23 protein-coding genes and 1 riboswitch are annotated in these 25984 nt (G+C 67.7%); of the genes, 13 read left to right on the top strand and 10 right to left on the bottom strand.

What is annotated here, in order from left to right; translation table 11 throughout:
* Nucleotides 1–9: 9 nt before the first annotated feature.
* The 4 genes from IV112_RS04475 to ybiB all read left to right on the top strand — a co-directional run bounded on the left by IV112_RS04475 (nucleotide 10) and on the right by ybiB (nucleotide 6821).
* Nucleotides 10–1224, top strand: coding sequence for a nitrate/nitrite transporter (locus tag IV112_RS04475; RefSeq protein WP_304001223.1), 1215 nt, complete (start codon nucleotides 10–12; stop codon nucleotides 1222–1224).
* A gap of 13 nt (nucleotides 1225–1237) precedes the next feature.
* Complete coding sequence (locus tag IV112_RS04470; RefSeq protein WP_304001221.1) at nucleotides 1238–2911, top strand: bifunctional protein-serine/threonine kinase/phosphatase; 1674 nt, start codon at nucleotides 1238–1240, stop codon at nucleotides 2909–2911.
* Between the two features lie 157 nt (nucleotides 2912–3068).
* Complete coding sequence (locus IV112_RS04465) at nucleotides 3069–5798, top strand: nitrate reductase (RefSeq protein ID WP_304001219.1); 2730 nt, start codon at nucleotides 3069–3071, stop codon at nucleotides 5796–5798.
* A 33-nt stretch (nucleotides 5799–5831) separates the two neighbouring features.
* Nucleotides 5832–6821, top strand: a complete 990-nt coding sequence (ybiB, locus tag IV112_RS04460) for a DNA-binding protein YbiB (protein ID WP_304001217.1) — start codon at nucleotides 5832–5834, stop codon at nucleotides 6819–6821.
* A gap of 44 nt (nucleotides 6822–6865) precedes the next feature.
* Here ybiB and IV112_RS04455 read toward each other — a convergent pair whose 3' ends face one another.
* From IV112_RS04455 to IV112_RS04440, 4 genes are all read right to left on the bottom strand, one after another.
* Nucleotides 6866–7720, bottom strand: a complete 855-nt coding sequence (locus tag IV112_RS04455; protein WP_304001215.1) for a dienelactone hydrolase family protein — start codon at nucleotides 7718–7720, stop codon at nucleotides 6866–6868.
* A 46-nt stretch (nucleotides 7721–7766) separates the two neighbouring features.
* Entirely contained in the window at nucleotides 7767–8354 is a 588-nt protein-coding gene (locus tag IV112_RS04450) for a hypothetical protein (protein ID WP_304001213.1), read from the bottom strand.
* 31 nt (nucleotides 8355–8385) lie between these two features.
* The gene (yaaA, locus tag IV112_RS04445) at nucleotides 8386–9159 is read right to left on the bottom strand and encodes a peroxide stress protein YaaA (protein ID WP_304001211.1); all 774 of its coding nucleotides are present in this window, start codon (nucleotides 9157–9159) and stop codon (nucleotides 8386–8388) included.
* Nucleotides 9160–9363: 204 nt separating this feature from the next.
* The gene (locus tag IV112_RS04440; RefSeq protein ID WP_019918484.1) at nucleotides 9364–9642 is read right to left on the bottom strand and encodes an HU family DNA-binding protein; all 279 of its coding nucleotides are present in this window, start codon (nucleotides 9640–9642) and stop codon (nucleotides 9364–9366) included.
* Between the two features lie 220 nt (nucleotides 9643–9862).
* On the opposite strand from IV112_RS04440, the gene IV112_RS04435 reads away from it, so the two are divergent.
* From IV112_RS04435 to IV112_RS04415, 5 genes are all read left to right on the top strand, one after another.
* Nucleotides 9863–10471, top strand: a complete 609-nt coding sequence (locus IV112_RS04435) for a septation protein A (protein ID WP_020164442.1) — start codon at nucleotides 9863–9865, stop codon at nucleotides 10469–10471.
* 16 nt (nucleotides 10472–10487) lie between these two features.
* Nucleotides 10488–10790: a YciI family protein gene (locus tag IV112_RS04430; RefSeq protein WP_304001209.1), complete on the top strand. Its 303-nt coding sequence runs from the start codon at nucleotides 10488–10490 to the stop codon at nucleotides 10788–10790.
* Complete coding sequence (locus IV112_RS04425) at nucleotides 10787–11071, top strand: BolA family protein (RefSeq protein ID WP_304001207.1); 285 nt, start codon at nucleotides 10787–10789, stop codon at nucleotides 11069–11071. The genes IV112_RS04430 and IV112_RS04425 overlap by 4 nt, the downstream gene beginning before the upstream one ends.
* A gap of 51 nt (nucleotides 11072–11122) precedes the next feature.
* The gene (locus tag IV112_RS04420) at nucleotides 11123–11947 is read left to right on the top strand and encodes a peptidylprolyl isomerase (RefSeq protein WP_020164439.1); all 825 of its coding nucleotides are present in this window, start codon (nucleotides 11123–11125) and stop codon (nucleotides 11945–11947) included.
* Nucleotides 11948–12043: 96 nt separating this feature from the next.
* Nucleotides 12044–12406, top strand: coding sequence for a hypothetical protein (locus IV112_RS04415; protein WP_304001205.1), 363 nt, complete (start codon nucleotides 12044–12046; stop codon nucleotides 12404–12406).
* Between the two features lie 39 nt (nucleotides 12407–12445).
* Here the strand turns inward: IV112_RS04415 and IV112_RS04410 are convergent, their stop codons facing one another.
* Both IV112_RS04410 and IV112_RS04405 read right to left on the bottom strand, forming a co-directional pair.
* Nucleotides 12446–13015 carry a flavodoxin family protein gene (locus IV112_RS04410; protein WP_304001204.1) on the bottom strand — a complete coding sequence of 190 codons (570 nt, stop codon included), beginning with the start codon at nucleotides 13013–13015 and terminating at the stop codon, nucleotides 12446–12448.
* Nucleotides 13012–13743 carry a pirin family protein gene (locus IV112_RS04405; RefSeq protein WP_304001203.1) on the bottom strand — a complete coding sequence of 244 codons (732 nt, stop codon included), beginning with the start codon at nucleotides 13741–13743 and terminating at the stop codon, nucleotides 13012–13014. Before IV112_RS04405 ends, IV112_RS04410 begins: the two co-directional genes overlap by 4 nt.
* Nucleotides 13744–13837: 94 nt before the next feature.
* Here IV112_RS04405 and IV112_RS04400 point away from each other — a divergent pair, with 94 nt between their 5' ends.
* The 4 genes from IV112_RS04400 to IV112_RS04385 are packed head-to-tail and all read left to right on the top strand — an operon-like array spanning nucleotide 13838 to nucleotide 18379.
* Nucleotides 13838–14809: a LysR family transcriptional regulator gene (locus IV112_RS04400; protein ID WP_304001201.1), complete on the top strand. Its 972-nt coding sequence runs from the start codon at nucleotides 13838–13840 to the stop codon at nucleotides 14807–14809.
* The gene (locus IV112_RS04395; protein ID WP_304001200.1) at nucleotides 14806–15762 is read left to right on the top strand and encodes a CobW family GTP-binding protein; all 957 of its coding nucleotides are present in this window, start codon (nucleotides 14806–14808) and stop codon (nucleotides 15760–15762) included. The genes IV112_RS04400 and IV112_RS04395 overlap by 4 nt, the downstream gene beginning before the upstream one ends.
* 56 nt (nucleotides 15763–15818) lie before the next feature.
* Entirely contained in the window at nucleotides 15819–17411 is a 1593-nt protein-coding gene (locus tag IV112_RS04390; protein ID WP_304001199.1) for a protein adenylyltransferase SelO, read from the top strand.
* On the top strand, nucleotides 17408–18379 hold the full coding sequence (locus IV112_RS04385; RefSeq protein WP_304001198.1) for a succinylglutamate desuccinylase/aspartoacylase domain-containing protein: 972 nt from the start codon (nucleotides 17408–17410) through the stop codon (nucleotides 18377–18379). The genes IV112_RS04390 and IV112_RS04385 overlap by 4 nt, the downstream gene beginning before the upstream one ends.
* Nucleotides 18380–18492: 113 nt before the next feature.
* Here IV112_RS04385 and IV112_RS04380 read toward each other — a convergent pair whose 3' ends face one another.
* From IV112_RS04380 to fdhF, 4 genes are all read right to left on the bottom strand, one after another.
* Nucleotides 18493–20541, bottom strand: coding sequence for a TonB-dependent receptor (locus tag IV112_RS04380; RefSeq protein ID WP_304001197.1), 2049 nt, complete (start codon nucleotides 20539–20541; stop codon nucleotides 18493–18495).
* A gap of 62 nt (nucleotides 20542–20603) precedes the next feature.
* Nucleotides 20604–21389, bottom strand: coding sequence for a DUF4465 domain-containing protein (locus IV112_RS04375; RefSeq protein WP_304001196.1), 786 nt, complete (start codon nucleotides 21387–21389; stop codon nucleotides 20604–20606).
* Nucleotides 21390–21415: 26 nt separating this feature from the next.
* Nucleotides 21416–22234 carry a PEP-CTERM sorting domain-containing protein gene (locus IV112_RS04370; protein ID WP_304001195.1) on the bottom strand — a complete coding sequence of 273 codons (819 nt, stop codon included), beginning with the start codon at nucleotides 22232–22234 and terminating at the stop codon, nucleotides 21416–21418.
* Between the two features lie 168 nt (nucleotides 22235–22402).
* Nucleotides 22403–22623, bottom strand: a riboswitch (cobalamin riboswitch).
* Between the two features lie 540 nt (nucleotides 22624–23163).
* On the bottom strand, nucleotides 23164–25968 hold the full coding sequence (fdhF, locus tag IV112_RS04365) for a formate dehydrogenase subunit alpha (protein WP_304001194.1): 2805 nt from the start codon (nucleotides 25966–25968) through the stop codon (nucleotides 23164–23166).
* Nucleotides 25969–25984 lie beyond the last annotated feature (16 nt).

Genomic DNA, 25984 nt, shown 5'->3' with positions numbered 1-25984 from the left:
CATCCGCCGATGGACAGGAAAGCATTTCTCAAGGCCGGCCACACGCCCACGCTGTTTGCCGCCTTTCTCTACTTCGATCTCGCCTTCATGGTGTGGGTGCTGCTCGGCCCGCTCGGCGTGCAGATCGCCCAGGACCTGCAGCTCACGCACGCACAGAAGGGCTTCATGGTGGCGGTGCCGGTGCTGGCCGGCGCGCTGCTGCGCATGCTGATGGGCGTGCTGGTGGACCATCTGCAGCCGAAGAAGGCCGGCGCCATCGGTCAGGTCATCGTCATCGCGGCGATGTTCGTCGCCTGGCAGTTCGGCATCCACAGCTACGAACAGGCGCTGCTGCTCGGCTGCTTCCTCGGCTTCGCCGGCGCCGCCTTCGCGGTTGCGCTGCCGCTGGCCTCGCGCTGGTATCCGCCGGAACACCAGGGCACGGCGCTGGGCATTGCCGGCGCCGGCAACTCGGGCACCGCACTGGCCGCGCTGTTCGCACCGGGTCTGGCCGCGGCCTTCGGCTGGATCAACGTGTTCGGCCTGGCGCTGATTCCGCTGGTGGCCGTATTCATCTTCTACCTGCTGGTGGCGAAGGACGCGCCCGAATGCCCGCCGCCGAAGACGCTGGCCGAATACCTGAAGGTGCTGAAGGACCGCGACGCATGGTGGTTCATGTTCTTCTACAGCGTCACCTTCGGCGGCTTCGTCGGTCTCGCCTCCTCGCTCACCATCTACTTCAACACCCAGTACGGGCTGGACGCGAAGATGGCCGGCTACTTCACCGCCGCCTGCGTGTTCGCCGGCTCGCTGGTGCGGCCGATCGGCGGCAACCTGGCCGACCGCATCGGCGGCATCCGCACGCTGAGCATGATGTACGTGATCGCCGCCGCCTTCCTGTTCGGCGTGAGCTTCGGCCTGCCGCAGGCGTGGATGGCGGTGGTCGTATTCGTAGGTGCCATGCTGGCGCTGGGCATGGGCAACGGCGCCGTGTTCCAGCTGGTGCCGCAGCGCTTCCGCCGCGAGATCGGCGTGATGACCGGTCTGGTCGGCATGGCCGGCGGCATCGGCGGCTTCTACCTTGCCTCCTCGCTCGGCTATTCGCGCGAAGTCACCGGCAGCTACCAGACCGGTTTCGTCGTGTTCGCCGTGCTGGCGGTCGCCGCGCTGGTCGGCCTGACCCGCGTGAAGACGCGCTGGCGTACCACCTGGGGTGCGGCACACCTGACGTCCGCCCGCATCTGAGCCGGCCGGCGTCATGACACTCGCAGTGTCCATCGGCCAGTGCTCGATCACCGGGCCGCGACCGCGCAACGAGGACTTCGTCGGCGCGGTCACGCCGACCGGCGAAACACTGGACGCCAAAGGCGTGCTGCTGGCGGTCGCCGACGGCGTCGGTGGTCACGCCAAGGGACGTGAAGCGGCCGAGTTCACCGTGCGCGGCCTGCTCAACGACTATTACGCGACGCCCGACACCTGGCGCATCGCGCAGGCGATCGACCAAGTGCTGGGCGCGCTGAACCGCTGGCTGGTCGCGCATGCCGCGCGTACCCGCGAATCGGCCGGCATGGCTACCACGCTGTCGGCGCTGGTACTGCGCGGCACCCGCTGGCATCTCGCCCACGTCGGCGATTCACGCATCTACCTGTATCGCGACGGCAGGCTGACCCAGCTGACCGAGGACCACACCTGGGCACACCCGGAGCTGTCCAACGTGCTGCACCGTGCGGTCGGCCTCGATGCGCGCCTGGCGGTCGACCATGCCGACGGCGAGCTGGAGATTGGCGACACTTTCGTGCTGATGAGCGACGGCGTCTGGAACACGCTGCGCGACGACGGCATCGCCGCCGTGCTGGCGCGTGGCGGCGACGCCGAGTCGCTGGCGTCGACGCTGGTGCTGCAGGCCGAAGCGCGCGGCGCCAACGACAACTGCACCGCGCTGGTCGCGCGCGTCGACGCGCTGCCGCAGGCCGCACTGCGTGACCGGCTGGCCGAGGCGGCCGGTCTGTCGCTGCCACCCCGGCTGGCAATCGGCGAAGAACTGGACGGTCTGCGCGTCGAGGCGGTGCTGCACGAGTCGCGCGTCACCCTGCTCTACCGCGTCACCGATCTGGCCAGTGGCGAGGCGCGCGTACTGAAAACGCTGCGCGAGGACGCCGATCCGGACGCCGTCGCCGCACTGGTGCACGAGGAATGGCTGGCACGTCGCGTCGTGTCGCCGCAGTTCCCGCAGGTGATCGGCCATCCGCGCAGCCGTCTCTATTACCTGATGAGCTGGCACGAAGGCGCCAGCCTGCGCGCGCGCCTCGATGCCGGCCACCACTTCGGCAGCGAACAGGTGGTCAAGCTGGGCTGCAGCGTGCTGCGTGCGCTCGGCACGCTGCACCGTCTGGGCATCGTCCATCGCGACATCAAGCCGGACAACCTGCACCTCGACAGCCAGGGCACGCTGCGCGTGCTCGATCTGGGCGTCGCGGCGTCCGACGGCGAGGACTTCAAGGAGATCAACAACCCGGGCACGCCCAGCTATATGGCGCCGGAGCTGTTCGCCGGACAGAGCGCCAGCGAATCCAGCGATCTGTTCGCGCTCGGTGTCACCCTCTACCAATTGCTGACCCGCCACTACCCGTGGGGCGAGATCGAACCCTTCCAGCGCCCGCGTTTCGGCGAGCCGGTGCCGCCCACGCGCTATCGCCCGGACCTGCCGGAGTGGCTGGAGGCGGTGCTGCTGAAGGCCATCGCCCGGGCGCCAGAAGCGCGCTTCGAAACCGCCGAGGAATTCCTGCTCGCACTCGAACGCGGTGCCCACCGCCCGCTCGCGCTGCCTCGCCGCGCGCCGCTGGTCGAGCGCATGTCGGTGCGCCTGCTGCGCGTGCTGCTGGTGGTGTCGCTGCTGATCAACATCCTGCTGCTGTGCGTGCTGCTGCGTTAGCCCTTCCCGGAAAGCATGGCGCACCAGTCGCATGCATTCACAGGTCATTGCGCCCCGGCGCGGAGCGCTGAAAGCCCGAACCGCACCGGTTCGCACGCGAATCGCCCCTCAGTGACGTGGCATACCCCTTGCTAAAAGTCTCGCGGAGACAAAGAACATGACCCAGAGCCAACACGAAACCCGCTCGACCTGCTGCTACTGCGGTGTCGGGTGCGGCGTGATCATCGAACACGACGGCAGCCGCATCACCGGCGTGAAGGGCGACCCGGACCACCCGGCCAACTTCGGCCGTCTGTGCACCAAGGGAGCGACCCTGCACCTGAGCGCCCGCCCGGACACGCGCGCGCTCCACCCCGAGCTGCGCACCGCGCGCGACATGCCACGCAGCCGCGTGAGCTGGGACGCCGCACTGGCGCACGCCGCCGACCGCTTCGCCGCCATCATCGACGAGCACGGTCCGGACGCGGTCGCCTTCTACATTTCCGGCCAGCTGCTGACCGAGGACTACTACGTCTTCAACAAGCTTGCCAAAGGACTGATCGGCACCAATAACGTCGACACCAATTCGCGGCTCTGCATGAGTTCGGCGGTGTCCGCCTACAAGCAGACGCTGGGTGCCGACGCCCCGCCCTGCAGCTACGAAGACATCGACCACACCGACTGCCTGCTGATCGCCGGCGGCAACCCGGCCTACGCTCACCCCATCGTCTATCGCCGCATCGAGGACGCGCGCCGTGCCAATCCGGCGATGAAGATGATCGTGGTCGACCCGCGACGCACCGATACCGCCTCCGACGCCGACCTGCACCTGCCGCTGCTACCGGGCACCGACATCTGGCTGTACAACGCGATGCTGCACGTGCTGCTGTGGGAAGGTCACGTCGACGACACGTTCATCGCCGCGCACACCGAAGGCTTCGCCGAGTTGCGCAAGCACGTGCGCGACATCACGCCGGCGGTCGCCGCCGAGGTGTGCGGCCTGCGCGCCGAGGACATCGTCACCGCCGCCAAGTGGTTCGGCGAATCGAAGGCTGCAATGTCGATGTGGTGTCAGGGCCTGAACCAGTCGCATCACGGCACGCACAACGGCACGGCGCTGATCGCGCTGCACCTGGCCACCGGCCAGATCGGTCGCCCCGGCGCCGGCCCGTTCTCGCTGACCGGCCAGCCCAATGCGATGGGCGGTCGCGAAGTGGGCGGCATGGCCAACCTGCTGTCGGCCCACCGCGACATGGCCAACGCCGAACACCGCGCCGAAGTGGCCGCGCTGTGGGGCCTGCCGGACGTGCCGTCGCAGCCCGGGCTGACCGCGGTCGAGCTGTTCGATGCGGTGCGCGACGGCAAGGTGAAGGCGGTGTGGATCGCCTGTACCAACCCGGCGCACTCGATGCCCGATCAGACGCGCATCGTCGAAGCGCTGAAGGCGGCCGAATTCGTCGTCGTGCAGGACGCCTACCGCGGCACCGAAAGCGCCGCCTTCGCCGACCTGCTGCTGCCGGCCACCACCTGGGGCGAGAAGGAAGGCACGGTCACCAATTCCGAGCGGCGCATCACGCACGTCAATGCCGCGCTGCCTGCCGCCGGCGAAGCGCGCGCCGACTGGGTGATCGCGCGCGACTTCGCACGCGCGCTCGGCGCCCGCCTGGGTCGCGACGCGGAGGCACTCTTCCCCTACGAAACAGCCGAGCAGGTGTTTGCCGAACATGTCGAGAGCACGCGCGGCCGCGACCTCGACATCACGGGCCTGTCCTACGCGGTGCTCGACCGACTGGGTCCGCAGCAATGGCCCTTCCCGGCCGGCGCCGAAGGCGGTACCGCCACCCTTTACACCGATCGCCGCTTCGCCACGGCAAACGGTCGCGCCCGCTTCGTCGTGCCGTCGGCCGCAACCACCGCGGAGAAGATCGACGCCCGCTACCCGCTGCACCTGAATACCGGCCGTCTGCGCGATCAGTGGCACTGCATGAGCCGCACCGGCCAGGTGGCGCGCCTGTACAGCCACGTCGACGAGCCGCGAGTCGAGGTGCATGCCGACGACCTGGCCCGGCGCGGACTGAAGGACGGCGATCTGGTGCGCATCAAGAGCCGTCGAGGCGAAATCGTGCTGCGTGCGTACGCGAGCAACGCCCAGCGCCCGGGCAGCACCTTCGTCGCCATGCACTGGGGCCGCAACGCGCTGTCGAACAGTGGCGCCAATGCGCTCACCGCCGGCCGCGTCGACCCCTACTCGAAACAGCCCGAACTGAAGCATGCAGCGGTACAGATGAGCCGCGCCGACCTGCCCTTCCAGGCGTTGCTGCTGCGCACGGAAACGAGCGACGAGTCGGCACAGCGCAACACGCTGACGCGGATGGAAGCGCTCGCCCCCTTGCTCGCCCGCTTCGCCTACGCCTCGCTGTCGATGGCCGGACGCGACCGCCCGGCGCTGGTGCTGCGCATCGCGCACGACCAGCCGATTCCCGAAGACTGGCTGGCCGAACTCGACCGCCTGTGCGGCCTCGACAACCCGGCCTGTCTGGCCTACCGAGACGCACGACGCGACATCACCAAACGCGCGCTGATCGAGGACGGGCTGCTGACCGGCATCCGCCTGACCGGCGAAACCGCCGCCGCCGCCTGGCTGCGCGAGGTGATGGTCGAGCGCCAGCCGACTGCGGAACTGCGGCGCTGGCTGTTCGCACCGCTGGCGACGCCACCGGTCGCCGCGAAGAGCCGCGGCCGCATCGTCTGCAACTGCCTCGATGTTGCGGAACCCGACATCGTCGAAGCGATCGCAGGCGGAGCGGACCTCGACACCCTGCAGGCGACGCTGCGTTGCGGCACCTCCTGCGGTTCCTGCGTACCCGAACTGAAAGGCATGCTCGACGCCCGACGGCAGGCGGCATGACAAGAAACTGAACTGGATGGAGCGCCGTACGCGATGCTGAGCCCACAGAGCCTGACTGAAATGCTGTCCGCGATCGGACGCGGCGACGACGCGCGTGACCTCGCCGAGACCGAGGCGCACGGCCTGTTCGCCGACATGCTGGACGGCCGCATACCGGCGCTCGAACTGGGTGCGGTGCTGGCCAGTCTGCGCTGGAAGCACGAGTCGGCCGACGAGCTCGCCGGCTTTGCACGCGCACTGAACGAGCGCGTGCCGACGCTGGAACTGCCGCCGCATCTGCCGCGCATGGTGGTCATTCCGAGCTACGCCCGGGCCGGCCGCGCGCCCAATCTGATGCCGCTGCTGGCGCTGATGCTGGCGCGGCTGGACGTGCCGGTGCTGGTGCATGGCCTGAGCGGCGGCAACGCGCGGCCCGGCAGTCTCGACGTGCTGGAGCGGCTCGGCCACCTGCCGTGCAGCACCGTGACCGAGGCGCTGAACACGCTGCACGCCGGCCACTGCGCCATCCTGCCGACCGAAGTGCTGAACCCGTCGCTGGACAGCCTGATCCGGCTGCGCGAGCGCATGGGCCATCGCAATACCGCGCACGTCGTGGCAAAGCTGCTCGATCCGGCGCCGCTGCACAGCCTGCGCGTCATCTGCGTCGCCGACGCGCAGTTGCTGTCACGCCTGCACGACATGTTCCTGCGTACGCCCGAAAGAGCGCTGCTGATGCGGGCGCCGGACGACGACTCGTTCGCCGACCCGCTGCGCCGGCCGCGCATCGAACTGTTCGAGCGCGGCAGCGCGCGCATGCTGTTCGAGGCGGAAAGCGGCGCGCTGCCGCTGACCAATCCACTGCCGCCGGGCGAGGACATCGATGGCACCGCCGACTGCATACGGGACATGCTCGAAGGTCATCGCGCGATTCCGCAGCCGCTGCTGAACCAGCTTGCCGCCTGCCTGTTCGGCAGTGGCGCGGCGCGCGACCTCACGCACGCCAAGGCCACCGTGTCGCTCGGCCTCGCACACACCGCACACTGAGGCCTGCACGACCGGACGCACGCGCCCTGCGCGGGCGCGAACGCTTACTGGCCGTTGGCCGCCATCCAGGCGAGACAGCGCTTCCAGGCGTCGGCCGCGTCGCCGGCGCGGTAACTCGGGCGGTAGTCGGCGTGAAAAGCGTGCGGCGCGTCCGGGTAAAGCACGATGTCCGACTTGCGCGCCGCCGCCGACGTCGACTTCTTCAGCGCCGCGCGCATGGCGTCGACATCGCTGTTCGGAATGCCCTGGTCCTGACCGCCGTAGAGCCCGAGCACCGGCGCGTGAATGCTGTCGACCACGTCGAGCGGATGCAGCGGTGTCAGTTCGCTCGGCACCCCGTCGAGGCGTCCGTACCAGGCGACGCCGGAACGCAGCGCGGGCTGATGCGAGGCATACAGCCAGGTCACGCGTCCGCCCCAGCAGAAGCCGGTCGCGTGCAGGCGCTTCACGTCGCCGCCCTGCTCGCGGGCCCAGTCGACGCAGGCATCCAGGTCGGCCATCACCTGAGCGTCAGCCACCTTCGACACGACGCGCTCGATGATTTCCTGCACGCTGCCGATCGCCGCCGGATCGCCGTGACGGAAGAACATTTCCGGCGCGACGGCCAGATAGCCTTCGTGCGCGAAGCGACGGCAGACGTCGCGGATGTGCTCATGCACACCGAAGATTTCCGACACCACCAGCACCACCGGCGGCTTGCCCGGCTTGTCCGGCCGCGCGCTGTAAAGCGGCAGCGCGCGGCCGTCGCTGGCGCGCGTCGACGACATGCCGGTCACCAGACCGCTGTCCGGCGTCGTGATCACCTGCTGCGCGATGACCGGTTGCACCGCGATGGCAAAGCCGGCTGCGCCGGCTCCGAGCAGGAAATCACGCCGGTGGGGATTGTCGGGCTGGGTCACGTCGGCACTCCTCTTGCGGTTCGGAAAGGGTTCAGCTTTCGAGGGTTCAGCGTTCGATGAAGCGCGGTTCGGGTGCCGGCGCCGCGTGTGCATAGGCGTCGAGCTGGCGCGCCAGTTCGACGCGTCCGGCAGCGGCCGCCTGCGGCACGTAATTGCGGAACAGCTCCGCCACGGCGGCGCGCTCCCCACCCTGGAACTTGTCGGCCATCGGCATCAGCCGCTCGATCGCCTGCAGCCCCTCCGGCCACTTGCCCTGCGCGGCCAGCGCGATCGACAGCTCGGCCAGACGGCGCGCCAGCGGCAGGTCCGGCGTACTGCCTGCGCGCTGTTCTTCGAGCGCCAGCGTCTCGCGCAGCAGTTCCTCGGCGCCTTCCCAGTTGCCCAGCATGCGCTTGAGCTGCGCGTAGTTATATATGCGCTGCGAGCGCGCCTCGGCCGGCACGTTCTTGAAATCCGGATGGACCAGCGCCTTGTAGCACAGCTCGTCGGCGAGGCCGATATTGTTGTCGGCCCTGGCGGCCAGGCATTCGCGGAACAGTCGATCCGACGCGTTCTCCTGTGCCTGCGCGCCTCCTGCACAGGCCAGTGCGACGGCCAGCGCAAGCGCGCCACGGACGATGCGGAACTGCTTCATGGCTTGCTTCTCCTCGGTGTAGTTATGTGTCTCAGTCGAGACGTCTTCTGAATATCCATTCGGTGGCCGTCGACGCCGCGGCGTCGAGCGCATAGCCCTCGACCGCGAAATCGCGCAGCGCGTCGGCATCGTCGATCCGCTTCTCCGCCGCATAGCGTGCCATCAGGCCGCGTGCGCGTTTGGCAAAGAAACTGATCACCTTGTAGTTGCCGCCCTTCCAGTCCTGGAACACGGGCTGGATCACCTGCGCCTTCAGTACCTTGCGTCGCACGGACTTGAAGTACTCATCGCTGGCGAGGTTGACCAGCACCGGGTGCGCATCGTTCTCGAACAGTGCATTGAGCGCCTGCGCGGGCAGGTCACCCCAGAACGCATACAGATCCTTGCCGCGCGCGTTCGGCAGCCGGGTGCCCATTTCGAGCCGGTAGGGCAGCATCAGGTCGAGCGGTCGCAGCACGCCGTACAGGCCGGACAGGATGCGCACGTGCTGCTGCAGCCAGTCCAGTGCAGCGGGCGGCAGAGTCGGTGCATCGAGGCCCTCGTAGACATCGCCGTTGAAGGCGAGCACCGCCTGACGTCCCTGCGGCGCCGTGTAGTCGCGCGTCCAGTCGGCGTAGCGGGCGACATTGAGCGCCGCCAGCGGATCGGAGATCGACATCAGCGACGCGATGTCCGCCGGGCTCTTGCGGCGCAGGATGTCTATCAGTTCGGCGGAATGGTCGAGGAAATCCGGGCGGGTGGACTTTTTCGTGGCAAGCGGCGATTCGTAGTCGAGTGACTTGGCGGGCGACAGGACGATGATCATGGGGCTGGCTTGGCGAGCGATGAGACGTGGTGCGCGGATGGTAACGTGAGCCGACGGCGCTGCGCAGCAGCTTGCGGACGCACAAAAAGAAAACGGGAGTGTCGTCACTCGACACTCCCGCTTTCCCTGGCCGCACCGTCGGCATGGACCGCCGGTACGCCATCCGCAGGCCCTGTGAGGACACCTGCGGAACGAATCCGTTGCTTACTTCTTGTTGATCGACTTCTTCAGCGCTGCGCCTGCAGTGAACTTGGCAGTCTTGGCGGCCGGGATCTTGATCGTTGCGCCGGTGCGCGGATTGCGGCCGGTACGGGCAGCGCGCTTGCCGGTTGCGAAGGTACCGAAGCCCACGAGCGTGACCTTGCCGCCCTTCTTCAGTTCGGTGGTGACGGACTCGAGGAAACCATCGAGCATGCGGCCGGCGGCGGCCTTGGAAACATCGGCTTTCTTGGCGAGTGCTTCGATCAGTTCTGCTTTGTTCATCTAAGTCTCCTACTTGGTTGTACGCAAGGGCGCGCGGGAAAACCTGACGGGATGATAGTGAGGCCGGGCGCGCTTCACAAGCGGGTATGCGGACTTTCTTCATGAATTCTCGCGCCCTCCCGCAACATTTTCATCGCCAAGCCAGTTCCATGCCGGATTTCGGTGTTACCGGATGTGTGTGTTGGACACTGTTGCGAACGACCGGGCATAATCCGCGACCATGAAATTCCTGTTCGACCTGCTGCCGGTCCTGCTTTTCTTCGCAGCCTACAAGTTCGCCGGCGCGTCGCCCGAGGCCTCGCATGCGCTGGCGACCCAGCTGCTGGGTCAGGGCATCGTCGCCAGCCAGGCCCCCATACTGATCGCCACCGGGGTGGCCATCGTCGCGACCATCGGTCAGGTGCTGTGGCTGATGGCACGTGGCCGCAAGGTCGACACCATGCTGTGGGTGAGCCTGGCCATCATCGTCGTGTTCGGCGGCGCCACGCTGTTCTTCCACGACGCGACCTTCATCAAGTGGAAGCCGACCGTGCTCTACTGGCTGTTCGCGCTGACGCTGACGGTGTCTGTTCTCTTCCTCAAGCGCAATCTGATTCGCGCACTGATGCAGGAACAGGTGGAACTGCCCGAACCCGTATGGTCGCGGCTCAACGCGTCGTGGATCGCCTTCTTCACGGTGATGGGTGTACTCAACCTCTATGTGGCCTACAGCTACAGCGAGGAAGCGTGGGTGAACTTCAAGCTTTACGGCGGCATGGGTCTGATGTTCCTGTTCGTGCTCGCGCAAGGTTTCATGCTGTCGCGTCACATCGAAGAAAAGAATTCCTGATCCAATAGAGGACTGCATGTACTACGCATTGATGGGCGAAGACGTCCCCAACAGTCTCGATAAGCGGATGGCGGCCCGACCCGGTCACCTGGCCCGGCTGCAGGCACTGCAGGACGAAGGCCGGCTGCTGATCGCCGGTCCGCTGCCTGCCGTGGACGCCGTCGATCCGGGTGCTGCTGGTTACACCGGCAGCCTCATCGTCGCCGAGTTCGAATCGCTGGAAGCGGCGCAGGAGTGGGCGGAAGAAGACCCCTACACGGTCGAGGGCGTGTTCGCCCGCATGACCGTGAAGCCCTTCCGCAAGGTGTTCCCGGCGTGAGCGACGCCGCTGCACTCGAAGCGACGATACGCGAGCGCCTCGCAACGCTCGCGCCATCGGCGCTCGAACTGATCGACGAGTCGCACCTGCACGCCGGTCACGCCGGCGCGCGTTCGGGCGGCCGGCACTATCGTCTGTCCATCGTGTCCGAGCAGTTCGACGGTCGGCGCACGATGGAACGTCACCGCATCATCTACGCTGCACTGGGCGACCTGATGCAGCGCGACATCCACGCCCTGTCCATCGTCGCACGCGCACCCGGCGAAAACGCCGCGCCGTGACGGACAGGCACAACGCAATCCGCAACCGGATTCCACCCGAAAGGTAAATCGATGAAACACACGCTTTCCGTCCTGACCCTCGCCGTGATGACCGCATTCGCCGCACCCGCCATGGCGCAGAAGGCCAAGGAGAAGGCTGCAGCGCCCGCCGCCGCGCCGGCCGAAGGCGTGCTCGCTACGGTCAATGGCAAGGCGATCCCGCAGGGCCGCGCCGACATCATGATCCGCAACCAGGTGGCCCAGGGCCAGCAGGACGGCGACCAGCTGCGCAACGCCGTGCGCGAGGAACTGATCCGCCGCGAAGTGCTGACCCAGGCCGCTGCCGCCAAGGGCATGGACAAGAACGCCGCGCTGATGCACCAGGCCGAACTGGCCAAGCAGGCGGTGCTGATCCAGGCCTATCTGCAGGATTACGTGCGCAGCCACCCGGTCACCGAAGACACGATCAAGGCCGAGTACGAGAAGATCAAGACCGGTCTGGGCAACAAGGAATACAAGGCGCGCCACATCCTGGTGAAGACCGAGGACAAGGCGAAGGAAATCATCGGCAAGCTGCAGGCCGGCGAGAAGTTCGAGGACCTGGCCAAGGATTCGGAAGATCCGGGCTCGAAGGACCGCGGCGGCGACCTCGGCTGGAGCGCGCCGGCGCAGTACGTGAAGCCCTTCTCGGAAGCGCTGGTCAAGCTCGAGAAGGGCAAGTTCACGCCGCAACCGGTGCGCAGCGACTTCGGCTACCACATCATCAAGCTGGAAGACGTGCGCGACCTGAAGCTGCCGTCCTATGATGAAGCAAAGCCGCAGATCGCCCAGCGTCTGGAGCAGCAGACCATCGCCGCCCACGTGAACGAACTGCGTCAGAAGGCCGCGATCAAGTAATCACCCGGCGCCGCCCGCCTCACGGCGCGTCGCCTCAACCCCGCGTCCACCCGGCCGTAAATCCGGTCGGATGGACCGAGGAAGGAAGGACGCGACATGGGACAGCACGCAACCGAGCAGGGCCTGGAACCGGCGCACGAGCCGGAGTCGATGCTGCGCCTGTGGTGGCGCTACATCTGGCCCTTCCTCTACTTCCGCGATTGCACGCGCGGTTCCTGGATGGAGCGCGTGCAGAGCTACCGTCACAACCGCTCGATGCGGCGCCACCTGCCCGGCTTCATCGTGAAGTGGCTGCTGTTCACCGCCTTCTGGTTCGCCTTCGGCATGATGTTCGACGAGTTTGCCGGTCTGGTGATTCCAGCCGCCTGCTGCTTCGTCACCGGCACCTGGACCGGCATCGTCGCCATCGTTCTCGCCGTGGCGTGGACCTGGCTGGAGCGCTTCCCCGAGCTGTACTGACCTTCGGGGAAACGCCCTGCCTTCCCGGGCCCCGCCCGCTCAGCGTGCGGCCAGTCGCGCCGCTTGCTGCGCAACGCGTGCGCCGAACAGTCGTGCGGTCTTCAGATCGCCTTCGACCATTTCATCGACCGACGCATCCGACGGCGTAGCCGCCATCGCACCGGCGAAGGACGCCACGTAGTTGATATCTTCGCGCGTCGCCGCCTTGCTGTTGCTCGGCATCAGGCCGGTGCCGACCCACAGCATGCTGTGCTGCATCGCCAGCGTCATGAAGTAATGCAGCGTCGAGTGCTTGTCGCCGTTCATCGACGCCGAGTTGGTGAAGCCGGCAGCCAGCTTGTCCTTCCACTGCTGCGTGAACCACGGCTTCGAGGTCGCGTCGGCGAATTTCTTGAACTGCCACGACACGCTGCCCATATAGGTCGGGCTGCCGAACACGATGGCGTCTGCCGCCAGCAGCGTCGCCCAAGCCGACTCCGGCACATTGCCCTCGGCGTCGATTTCGATCTGCTGCACCTGCGCGCCCTCTGCTGCGCCGTCGGCAACGGCTTGCGCCATGCGGCGGGTGTGGCCGTAGCCGCTGTGATAAACGATGGCAACTTGCGTCATGCTGATCTCCCTTCAGTAGTGGAATGACTGCCCAGATCGAACAGCAGCGCATGTGCGGCACGCCCCTGTTCAAGTACAACTTCGTCCTCGTGCTCGATGCGCAGCGCATCGCCGGTTTCGAGGCGCTGCCCGTTCACCGTCAGTTCGCCGTCGATCAGGTGCACATAGGCCTTGCGGCCGGCGGCGAGATGGTGGGTGAGCGGCGCGTGACCGCTGTCGAGGCGGCTCGCGTACAGCGCAACGTCGGCGTGGATGGTGAGTGCGCCGTCGCGCCCCTCTGCATTCACCAGCGGCAGCAGACGACCTCGCCGCGCGCTGTCGGCAAAGTGCTGCTGTGCGTAGCCGGGGGCGATGCCGCGCGATTCCGGCAGCAGCCAGATCTGCAGCATGCGCACCGGTGTCGTCGCGGCGTGGTTGAACTCGCTGTGCTTGACGCCAGTGCCCGCACTCATGCGCTGCACGTCGCCAGCGCGCAGCACGCCGGTATTGCCGAGTGAATCGCGGTGCGTCAGTTCGCCCGCCAGCACCACGGTGACGATTTCCATGTCGCGGTGCGGATGGGTGCCGAAGCCGCCTGACGGCTCTATCGTGTCTTCCATCAGCGCGCGCAGCGTGCCAAAACCCATCTGTGCCGGGTCGTAGTAGTCGGCGAAGGAGAAGCTGAAATGCGACTGGCCCCAGCCGTGGTCGTCGAAGCCGCGTTCGGAAGATTTGCGCAGACTGATCATTGCCCATCTCCTTGATGTGTTGGTTGATGGGTGAATTGTGGCGACGGGTCGATCGACGATGTCGGCATGTCGCTGATATCATCATTCAAATTATTTGAACGACTACATCTCCACCACCGTGTCCGAACGCGACCATCCGCTGACGCCCGAAGCGATCCGTCTGATCGCCACCATCGACGAAGCCGGCAGCTTCGCCGCCGCCGCGCGCGTGCTCGGCAAGGTGCCGTCGGCTCTCAGCTACAGCGTGCGCCAGCTCGAAGATGCGCTCGACGTGCTGCTGTTCGACCGCGCCAGCCGCACCGCCGTGCTGACGCCGGCCGGCCGCGAACTGCTGGTCGAAGGCCGACGCCTGCTGCTGGAGATGGACGCCGTCGCGAGCCGCGTCAAGCGCGTCGCCAGCGGCTGGGAGGGTCAGCTGGCCATCGCCGCCAACGCGCTGATGTGCCCGCACACGCTGCTCGATCTGGTCGACGCCTTCTACGCCCAGCGCGACACCGCGCGCCTGCCGCCGCCGACGCGCATACGCCTGCGCCAGGAGGTGCTGTCCGGCACCTGGGAAGCCTTGCTGTCGGGCGCGGCCGACCTCGCCATCGGCGTCGACGCCGACGACACGCGGGTCAGCGGCGTGCAGGTCGAGGCGCTCGGTGACATCCCCTTCGTATTCGTCGTGGCGCCGCATCACCCGCTGGCGCGCGTCGCCGAACCGCTGGACCCGGCGATGATCCGCATGCACCGCGCGGTCGCCATCGCCGACAGCGCAATGAAACTGTCGCCGGTGTCGCGCAATCTGCTGCCCGGACAGGACGTCCTCACGGTGCCGACGCTGGACATGAAGATCGACGCGCAGCTGCGCGGCCTCGGCTGCGGTTTCCTGCCCGAGGCGCGCGTGCGCGCCCACATCGAAGCGGGACGACTGGTGGCGAAAGCGACTGGCGAGGACAAGGTCGCCCGCTTCGCCATCGCCTGGCGCAGCGCCGGCCAGCGCGGCCGCGCACTCGACTGGTGGCTGCAGCAACTGGCCAGCCCGCGCACCCGCCGGGCTCTGCTCGAAGGCGTGCCGGCATGAGCGCGCAACGCCTGCCGGTGGTGCTGCTGACCGGCTTTCTCGGCGCCGGCAAGACCACGCTGTTGAACCGCCTGCTTGCGCGTGCCGACATGGCCGACACGCTGGTCATCGTGAACGAGTTCGGCGAGGCCTCGCTCGATCACCGGCTGGTCACGCACACCGCCGACCAGACCGTGGTCGAACTGGCCAGCGGCTGCGTCTGCTGCACGCTGCGTGGCGACCTCGCGCAGACCTTGCGCGACGCGCACTGGCGCTTCGCACGCGCCGGCCGCCGCCAGTTCGAACGCATCGTGATCGAAACCACCGGCCTGGCCGATCCGGCACCGGTGTTGCGCACGCTGGCCGCCGATGCGCGCGTGGTCGAACGCTACCGGCTGAGCTGCACGCTCACCGTGGTCGATGCCACGCACGCGGCGGCGACGCTGGCCATGCGCCCGGAAGCGGTGCGCCAGGTCGCCGCCGCCGACCGCCTGCTGATTAGCAAGACCGATCTCGCCGACGCCGCCGCGGTCGTCACGCTGCGGCAGACGCTGGCCGCGCTGAACCCGTTCGCGCCTCAGCTCGACCTGCAGACCGCGAGCCTCGGGCCGGCACTGTTCGACCCGCCAGCCGTCATGCGCTACCGCGCCGCACCGCCGACCATCGCCGCGCCGCATGCCGTGCGGGCAGACAGCACCCTGATCGAGCAACCGCTGCAGCGCGCGCAGATCGACGCCTGGCTCGCCGCCTGGCCAGACATCGCCGGCCCCGGCCTGTTGCGCATGAAGGCACTGTTCGACGTCGCCGGCGAGTCGCGCCCGCTGGTCGTGCAGGGCGTACAGCATGCGCTCTACCCGCCGACACTCCTGCCCGCCTGGCCCGACGCCGCGCGCGGCTCGACCGTGGTGTGCATCACCCAGGGCATAGCCGACACCCGTCTGCAGGTCTGGCTGTCCGCGCTTCATCACGATTGAACCCGCGCGCCGTCGCTTCGCTCACAATGCAGTCTTCCGCACGTACCAGCGCATCCATGTCAGCCGCACACAAACGACTCGACGAGATCGAGTTCGACAACCTGTTCGTACGCAGCCTGCCGGCGGATCCATCGGACCTCATCCGCTCCCGCCAGGTGCGCAACGCGTCGTATACCTTCACGCCGCCGACGCCGGTGGCCGCGCCCGCACTGCTGGCCTGGTCCGACGTGCTCGGCGCCCAGCTCGGCCTCGCCCGCCCGGCGCGGGTCGACGCGGCGGTCGAGGCACTGGCCGGCAACCGCGTGCTGCCCGGCATGCAGCCCTACTCCGCGCGCTACGGCGGCCACCAGTTCGGCAACTGGGCCGGCCAGCTCGGCGACGGCCGCGCCATCACGCTGGGCGAAATGTTCGACATCCACGGTCAGCGGCAGGAACTGCAACTGAAGGGCGCCGGACCGACCCCCTACTCGCGCCGCGCCGATGGCCGCGCAGTACTGCGTTCGTCGGTGCGCGAATTCCTGTGCAGCGAAGAGATGTTCCACCTCGGCATTCCGACCACGCGCGCGCTGAGTCTGGTCGCCACCGGCGACCAGGTGGTGCGGGACATGTTCTACGACGGGCGTCCGGAGTACGAGCCCGGCGCCATCGTCTGCCGCGTCGCGCCGAGCTTCGTGCGCTTCGGCCACTTCGAAATCCTGACCTCGGAGCAGGAACTGCCGCTGCTGCGCCAGCTCGCCGACTGGGTGATGACGCATCACTACCCGGGCATCGGCTCATACGCCGAGTGGTTCTCGGAAATCTGCCGCCGCACCGCGACGCTGATGGTGGATTGGATGCGCGTCGGCTTCGTGCATGGCGTCATGAACACCGACAACATGTCCATCCTCGGCCTGACCATCGACTACGGCCCCTACGGCTGGCTCGAAGGCGTGGACATGATGTGGACGCCGAACACCACCGACGCCCAGGGTCGTCGCTACTGCTACGGCCGCCAGCCGCAGATCGGCTACTGGAACCTCACCCGCCTGGCCGCCGCGCTGGCGCCGCTGATCGACGACCGCGACGCCATCGACGCCGCGCTCGAACGCTACGAACAGACCTTCGCCGACGGCTGGACCGCGATGCTGGCCAACAAGCTCGGCCTGCCGCTGCCGGCACCCGGTGACGACGCCGAGCAGGACATGCGCAGCCGTCTGTTCCAGCTGCTGCAGCACGAAGAGTGCGACTTCACGATCTTCTTCCGTCGCCTCGCCGACGTGCCGCTCGCTGCCGCGGCGGCGGGCGACGCGGCAGCGCTCGCTCCGCTGCACGAAGCCTTCTACAGTGGCGAAGGGCCGTCGCCCGAGCATGGCCGCGAGCTGCTCGGCTGGCTGCAGCAGTGGGCGCAACGCGTCACCGCGGGCGGCGAGCCGGATGCCGCACGCATCGCCCGCATGAACGCGACCAATCCGAAGTACATCGTCCGCAACTGGCTCGCCCAGCGTGCGATCGACGATGCCACCGCCGGTGACACCGGCATGATCGAGCGCCTGCTGAAGATGATGCAGCGCCCCTACGACGAACAGCCGGAATTCGACGACCTCGCCGGCCGCCGCCCGGAATGGGCGCGCAACAAGCCCGGCTGTTCCGCACTGTCCTGCAGCTCATGAACCTGACCAGCCTGCGCACCCACTGCTACCACGGCCTCGAAGCCGGCCCGAAACTGATCGTGCTCGGCGCCGTGCACGGCAACGAAACCTGCGGCACCCAGGGCATCGCCCGCGTCCTTGGCGAACTCGACCGCGGCGAGCTGCGCATCCTGCGCGGCTCGGTCACCTTCGTGCCGGTCACCAACCCGCTCGCCTATCTGCGCGGTCAGCGGGCGGGCGACCGCAACCTGAACCGCAATCTCGGCCCGAAGGAGGCTCCGCAGGACTACGAGGACCGCATCGCCAACGCACTGTGTCCGCTGCTGGCGGCGCACGAGGTGCTGCTCGACCTGCATTCCTTCCACACCGGCGGCGAGCCCTTCGCCATGCTGGGCCCGCAGGACAACACCGGCCCGCTCGAACCCTTCGCCCACGCCGCAGCCGAAGAGGCGGTGGCGCTGCGCCTCGGTGCGCGTCGCCTGGTCGAGGGCTGGCTGGACACCTATGCAACCGGCGTGCGCACCCGGCTCGCGCGCACCGCGCCGACCGAGCGCGCGCAACTGCTCAGCACGGACCCCGACTACGGCGTCGGCACCACCGAATACATGCGCCGCATGGGCGGTTACGCGATCACGCTCGAATGCGGCCAGCACGAAGACCCGTCCGCGCCCGATTTCGCCTGGCGTGCGATCCGCAACACGCTCGCCCACCTCGGCCTCACCGACGACACACCGCCGCCCGCGCGCTCCGACTGCGAACTGCTGAAGCTGGTCGAAGTGATCGACCGGCTGCACGCCGGCGACACCTTCGCGCGCCCCTGGGCCAGCTTCGATCCGGTGTCGGCCGGTGACCTGATCGGCACGCGAGAGGACGGCAGCGAAGTGCGCGCCCGACGCGACGGCTTCATCGTCTTCCCGAATCCGGGCGCCACACCGGGCAACGAGTGGTTCTATTTCGCCCAGCGCAGCGAGCGCGTCCTGCACGGCTGACGCGAGCGTGGTCCCGCGCCGCAACAGGATCAGCTACTGTCAGCCCGATACACGGTCGCAGCCGCAGTCCGAGAACCGCTTGTATCTGCTCAGATCGACAGCGTGCCGAAAACCTACATCTTCCAGCTCACCGCCACCCAGGCCGCTCGCTCGGGCATGGGGTAGTAGGTATTGCTGTAGGCAAGCGTCGAATACACCTTGTCGAACAGGTTGTTGATGCCGGCCGACCAGGTCGCGGCGCCGGCGCGGGTGCTGAATGCGAGGTCGAACACGGTGTAGGACGGCAGCGGAGCGAAGCTGCGGTTGTCGAGGTCGTTGCCGTCGAAGCGGCGGCCGGCGTGGCGGGCGCTCAGGGTGAAGCGCTGCGCATCGGCCGGCGTCCATTCGACGCGGGCGTTGGCGGTGCGGCGCGGCACCAGCGGCACGTCGGCGTCGCTGCCTTCGAAGCGCGGCTGCACGTAGCCGGCGTTGGTGGCAAACAGCACACCGGGCCGGATGCGCCAGCGCAGATCGATCTCGACGCCGGTGCGCACCGTGGGCAGTTCGTAGTTGCGATTCACGCTCAGGCCGCTGGCGCTGTCAAAGTAGATTTCGTCCTCGATTCGCATGCGATAGACCGTGGCGCCGAACTCGACCGTTTTCCCACGCACGCGCAAACCCGCTTCGCGCGTGCGGCCGCTCTGCGGGCGCAGGTCGGCCGCCGCGAGTGCGAGTTCATCGACGTTCGGGTTGCGGAAGTGACGGCTGTCCGCGGCGAACACGGTCAGTGCCGGCGACAGCTGCCAGCTCGCCCCCAGTTCGCTCGCCCGGTTGCGCCAGTCCGATGCGGTGGCGTCGGTGGCGCGGAATGCGTTCACGCAGCTGCCGGGCACTTCGACCGGAAACGGAATGAAGATGTACTGGCACTCGCGCGTGTAGCGGCTGCCCGCGGTGCGACTCTCGGCGCGGTCGTGGCGCAGGCCGGCGTTGACGCTGACGCCCTGCCCCAGCCTGAACACACCTTCGGCCCAGCCCGCGTGGCCATTCAGTTCACCGCTGCGCCGGGTCGAGTTTCCGACCACGAAGTCGCCGTTCTCGCGCCGCAGGTAGTCGGACGACTGGCTGACGTAGCCGAATGCCAGGTCGTGCCGCTGACCGAAGGCGTCGATGCCCAGTTCGTGCGTCAGGCGCAGATCGCGCCGGGTGGCGTCGATCACGTTGCGCTGGTCGGCCAGCGAGGTGCCGCCTTGCGCACCGATGAAGTAAGGGTTCTCGCGGTCGCGGTGGTCGAACTGCACGGTGAACAGCCCGGCGTCGCCGAAATCGGCACGCAGCCGGGCGCCCAGCGTGCGGTCGTCGGTGCTGCCGCCATCGAGCGGTGAGGCGCTGCTGCCCCGTCTTCGCGCACTGCTACCGCGGAAGGCTTCGGCGCTGACTGGCCCCGGCAGGCCGTACTCGTCGATGTGGCGCGCCGCGCGCAGGCTGAGGTCGATGAAGGACCACGCGCCCTCAGGCAGCAGACTTAGCTCGACCGCGCTGTCGCGCGCGGCGTAGCGATCGTTGTCACGGTAGCCGTCGCTGTCCTGCCGGCTCAATGTGACACTGGCTGCCAGCGGCCCAGTGCCGCCGGCTGCGCGCAGCCGCGCTTCGCGGGTGCCCCAGGCGCCAGCGCGCAGATCGAGCTGACCGGTGAGCGGCCCGGGCCGCGGGCGCCGGGTCTGGATGTGCACGATGCCGCCGACCGCACCGTCGCCATGGCGCACCGCCCCGGCGCCGCGCAGCACTTCGATGCGCTCGACCTGCGACAGCGAAACCGAAGACAGGTCCGCGCCCGACAGATCGTCGGCATTAAGGCGCACGCCGTCGACCAGCACCAGCACATTGCTCACCGCGGTCGCGCCCAGGCCGCGCATGTCGACGGTGGCGCCCTTGTCGCGGCCGAAATAGCTCTGCAGGTTGAGGCCGGCTTCACGGCTGAGCAGTTCGCCCATGCCCTGCGCACCGGCACGCTCGATGTCGTCCGCGGTGATGACCGACACGCCGTGCGGCACCGCGCGCAGCGTGTCATCGGCCGACGGCGCGCTGATGACGATTTCGTCGAGCCGGAAGGGCTCGTCGGCGTGAGCCTGCATGGCGGGTAGACACGCGAGGGCCGCCAGCGCTTGCCGGAAGAAGATGTTCATGAAAATGGCCTCAGCACCGGCTTCGCCCACAGGGCGAAGCCGGGCATGACTCAAGGTATGACTCAGGCCATGCGGCGGCGGGCGACGGCACCGACCAGCGCCAGGCCGGCAAGCAGCAGCGCCGCCTGTTCGGGTTCCGGCACGGCGGCGACCGCGAGGTTATCCATCGCGAAATAGGCCGGCGTGTTCATGCCGAAGGCGCCGTTGTCGCTGGATGCGAGCGCGAACTGCAGACTGCTCACCGTGCCCAGCGCGCTCAGGTCGACCCAGCGCCAGTCGGTGACGATGTAGTCGTCGGCGCTGTCGGCAAAGCGGTAGTCGGCAAGCATGAAGTCCACGCTGCCGGTGCTCTGGCCGAAGCTGTCGAGGCCGGTGACGGTGAGCATGAACCAGTCGGCATCACTGCCGGCCGCCCCGCCGAACTGCTTGGCGAAGCCGTCGCCGTTGAGCATCGACAGCGCGGCATAGGTGCTGTTGGTGAACCATGCGCCCAGCACATTCACCGGCGCGGCGAAGCTCGCCACTGGCGCGCCGATATTGGCCACCGCGTAGTTGGCCGAGCCTTCGGCGCCGCCGCCGGCGATGGCGCTGTGCTGGTTCAGATAGCCCTCGGTGGTGGTGTCGGTCTGGTTGGAATAGACCCAGTCGGTGTGGCAGCAGTCGCCACCCCAGTCGTTGAAGCTGTGGTTGAAGGTGGCGGCACCACTGGTGAAGGTGGTGCTGGTCTTCGGGAAGAAGACGCTGTCGGGGGTCAGCGTCAAGTCGTCGAAGGTCGATACGCTGACCGCGGCGGCCGGTTGGCTCAGGGCGAGTGCGCAGAGCGAGAGTGCAAGCGTGCGGATATTCATGTGTGGTGTTCCTGGTGCGGCGCCGTTCAGGCGCGGTTGCGACGGACGATGACGGACAGCAGGCCGAGCGCGGCGGCATACATCGCCCACTGCGAAGGCTCCGGCACCGGCGGTGTCTGCGCGTCGAAAGCGGCGTAGTGGATGACGCCCACCGCGTCGAGGTCGAAGCCGCTGCTGCCGCTGGTCGGGTACGGGTCGTAGATCGGGTGCGGGCCGCCGTAGGCCGCCGGGTAGCTGTCGAAAGTCGAGCCATTGCCGACCACGTCGATCAGGCGCACGTACTGCACCTTGTTCACGTCCAGGCCGGCGATGCCGCTCAGCAGGTCGAGATCGAACGGCGTGCCGTAGCCGGCGCGGTACTTGCCGGCCAGGCCGTCGATATTGGTCGGGTCGATGGTGCCGAAGCCGGATACGGGGCTGGGTGTGAAGGAGTAGTTCGGGAAGCGGAAGAAGTCGGTGCCGTTGGACGACACCTCGACGAAGGCCAGTTCGAGGAAGGTATTGCTGAAGCTGTTCTCGAACACCGCGAAATCGGCGCCGGCGCCATTCGTGATGTAGCCGTCGAACGTCAGCGTGATGCGGCCGCCGTCGCCCAGCACGACGACGTCAGTCGAGGTGCCTTCGGCCTTGCCCAGGCCTTCGGCCGGGTTCTTCCAGGCGGCGTCGACGTTCGGGCCGGGCTGGTAGTCCGAGTAGCCGGTGGCCCACTGGACGAAGGCAGCGCTGTCCTTGTGGATGGCGATGGAGCCGGCGCTGCCGGCCGCCGGCGCGAACGGCCCGGCGTGTGCGGAACCCGCCAGCGCGAAGCCGGACAGGGCGATGAGGGTGGAAAGTGTGGTGCGCATGCAGACCTCCGTGCAGTGCCGGCATCACCCGCCGGCGAAGTGCAGAAAATCCGATGGCGCACGGCAGGCCGCGCGAGAAACGCACAGGAACGGATAGGACGGCCGCAACACGGCCGAGCGAACGCATGCGCCCCAGGCCGCCCACCGCAGCCATCGGTCGTCGGGTCGAAAGACCCATTGCGCCAGGCCGGTCTCCGGGCTCACGAGGGGATATGTGCGATCCGCCTTCCCGTGCCGAAGGCACAGTGGCTGAATGGATCGCTACGACTCGCTTACCGTTGCGGGGGCAGCGCCGGAATAGCAGACCGCGAATGCGGCTGCGCACCGGACTTCCCGTTTCACCCCTTGCAGCGGACGCTGTGCGGGGCACCTGAGGCGAGCGCAGGGTATGCGAAATGCGGAGCGCGGGTCAAGGCAGGCGAGGACGCCAGCGCCGCGGTCGGGGTCAGAAGACCCCTCCCACAGAACCCCAGCCAAGCTCCGGCCGTGGGTCGAGCGCAGCTTCCGTGGGAGCGGCCTTGGCCGCGACAGGGCCGATGCCGGCCGCACAGCCTTCGATCCCGGCCGCTGTCGGGGTCAGAAGACTCCTCCCACAGAACCCCAGCCAAGCTCCGGCCGTGGGTCGAGCGCAGCTTCCGTGGGAGCGGCCTTGGCCGCGACAGGGCCGATGCCGGCCGCACAGCCTTCGATCCCGGCCGCTGTCGGGGTCAGAAGACTCCTCCCACAGAACCCCAGCCAAGCTCCGGCCGTGGGTCGAGCGCAGCTTCCGTGGGAGCGGCCTTGGCCGCGACAGGGCCGATGCCGGTTGCACAGCCTTCGATACTGGCCGCTGTCGGGGTCAGAAGACCCCTCCTACAGGAGCGCTCGCCGACGCATGACCAAAAAAAACCGGGGCTCAAGGCCCCGGTCTTCACTGCTGCAGCTTGCGCTTACGCCGTCACCGGCTTCGCCTGTCCACCGCCGTAAGTCGACAGCTGGGTCGGCGTGCCGCCCTTCTTCAGACGCACGGCGCAGTACTTGAACTCCGGAATCTTGCCGAACGGGTCGAGTGCCGGGTTGGTCAGCATGTTCGCTGCCGCTTCGTAGTACGCGAACGGAATGAACACGGAACCGACCGGCACGTGCGGATCGATGCGCACGTACAGTGCGATCTTGCCGCGGCGGGATTCGACGGTGACCACATCGCCTGCCTTCACCTTCAGCTTCGCGACGTCGTCCGGATGCACGGTGACGGTAGCGATCGGCTCGATGCTGTCGAGCACCGACGCGCGACGGGTCATCGAGCCGGTGTGCCAGTGCTCCAGCTGACGGCCGGTGATGAGCACCATCGGGTACTCGGCGTCCGGCTTCTCGTTGGCGGTGATGAGCTTGGCCGGTACCAGCTTGGCGCGGCCGTTGGGCGTCGGGAACTTGTCGATGAACACCACTTCGTCGCCCGGGTCGCCCTCGTTCTCGCACGGGTAGGTGACCGAATGCTCGGCCTCCAGACGTTCCCAGGTGATGCCGGCGATCGAATGCATCGCCTTGCGCATTTCGTTGAACACGTCCTTCGAACCGCCGTAGTTCCAGTCCAGACCCAGGCCACGGGCCATTTCCTGGATGATCCACAGATCCTGACGGGCGTCGCCCGGCGGGTTGATGGCGGCGCGGCCCAGCTGCACCTGGCGGTCGGTGTTGGTGAAGGTCGCGGTCTTCTCGGGGAAGGCCGAGGCCGGCAGCACCACGTCGGCGAAGTAGGCGGTTTCGGTCAGGAAGATGTCCTGCACGACCAGCCAGTCGAGCTTGGCCAGCGCGTCGCGGGCGTGGTCGACGTCCGGGTCGGACATCGCCGGGTTCTCGCCCATGATGTAGCAGCCGTGCAGCTTGCCGGCGTGGATGGCGTCCATGATCTCGACCACGGTCAGGCCCGGATTCGGGTCCAGCGTCGTGCCCCACAGTTCTTCGAACTTCTGGCGGATGGTCTGGTTGCCGACCGCCTGGTAGTCCGGGAACACCATCGGGATCAGACCGGCGTCGGACGCGCCCTGCACGTTGTTCTGGCCGCGCAGCGGATGCAGGCCGGTGCCGCGGCGACCGATCTGGCCGGTCATCATGACCAGCGAAATCAGGCAGCGCGCGTTGTCGGTGCCGTGCACGTGCTGCGACACGCCCATGCCCCAAAGGATCATCGAGGCCTTGGAGGTGGCGAACATGCGCGCGACCTCGCGCAGCGTTTCCGCCGGGATGCCGCAGATCTTGGCCATCTTCTCGGGCGAGAAGTCGGCCACGTTCTTCTTCAGTTCCTCGAAGCCGGAGGTGCGGTCATTGACGAAGGCTTCGTCGACCAGGCCCTCTTCGATGATGGTGTGCATCATCGCGTTCAGCATGGCCACGTCGGTGTCCGGCTTGAACTGCAGGAAGTGGGTTGCGTAGCGCTGCAGGTCGTTGCGACGCGGGTCGCACACGATGAGCTTCGCGCCGTTGCGCACTGCGTTCTTCATCCAGGTCGCGCCGACCGGGTGATTCACCAGCGGGTTCGAGCCGATCAGGAAGATCACTTCCGAATGCAGCACGTCGCGCACCGGGTTGGACACTGCGCCGGAACCGACCGCTTCAAGCAGTGCGGCGACCGACGAGGCGTGGCACAGGCGGGTGCAGTGGTCGACGTTGTTGGTGCCGAAGCCGGTACGCACCAGCTTCTGGAACAGGTAGGCCTCTTCGTTCGATCCCTTGGCCGAGCCGAAGCCGGCCAGCGCGTTCGGCCCCTTGCTGTCGCGGATTTCGCGCAGCTTGCCCGAGGCCAGCGCCAGCGCCTCTTCCCACGTGGCTTCGCGGAAGGCGGTCAGCGGATTGGCCGGATCGACCACGAAGTCCTTGTGCTTGGGCGCGTCGGCGCGGCGGATCAGCGGCTTGGTCAGACGCTGCGGGTGGCGCGCGTAGTCGAAGCCGAAACGGCCTTTAACGCACAGGCGTTCCTCGTTGGCCGGGCCGTCACGGCCGGTCACCATCAGGATCTTGTCGTCCTTGACGTGATAGGTCAGCTGGCAGCCGATGCCGCAATACGGGCAGACCGAATCGACCTTCTTGTCGGCCTTCACCATGCCGACACCGCCGGCTGGCATCAGCGCGCCGGTCGGGCAGGCCTGCACGCATTCGCCGCAGGCGACGCAGGTCGAGGCGCCCATCGGGTCGTCCTGGTCGAACACGATCTTCGAGTCCGAACCGCGGAAGGCATAGCCGATCACGTCGTTGCCCTGCTCTTCGCGGCAGGCGCGCACGCAGCGGTTGCACTGGATGCAGGCGTCGAGGTTCACGCTCATCGCCGGGTGCGATTCGTCGCAGGGCGGCTGTTCGCGCGCTTCGAAGCGCGAGTCGGTCACGCCGAGCTTGCCGGCCCAGTAGGCCAGTTCCGAATCCGGCTTGTAGGTCTTCTCGGGCATGTCGGACAGCAGCAGCTCGACCACCATCTTCTGCGCCTTCACGGCGCGCTCGGATTCGGCCTTCACCTTCATGCCGGGCGTCGGCGCGCGGCAGCAGCTGGGGGCGAGCACGCGCTCGCCTTCGATCTCGACGACGCAGGCGCGGCAGTTGCCGTCCGGGCGATAGCCGTCCTTGTAGCAGAGGTGCGGGATGTCCACACCCTGGCGGGCAGCCGCCTGGATGATGGTTTCGCCCACACGGGCCTTCATCGTCTGCCCGTCGAGCGTGAATTCAATACTTTCCGCGGCGACCGCGGGATCAAGAGGTGCGTTCATATGGGTTGCCGTCCCT

The organism is Methyloversatilis discipulorum (genome assembly GCF_018780585.1).
GTDB lineage: Bacteria > Pseudomonadota > Gammaproteobacteria > Burkholderiales > Rhodocyclaceae > Methyloversatilis > Methyloversatilis discipulorum_B.
Note: the sequence above shows the minus strand (reverse complement) of the source record. Positions and strands in the feature narration are given on the sequence as shown.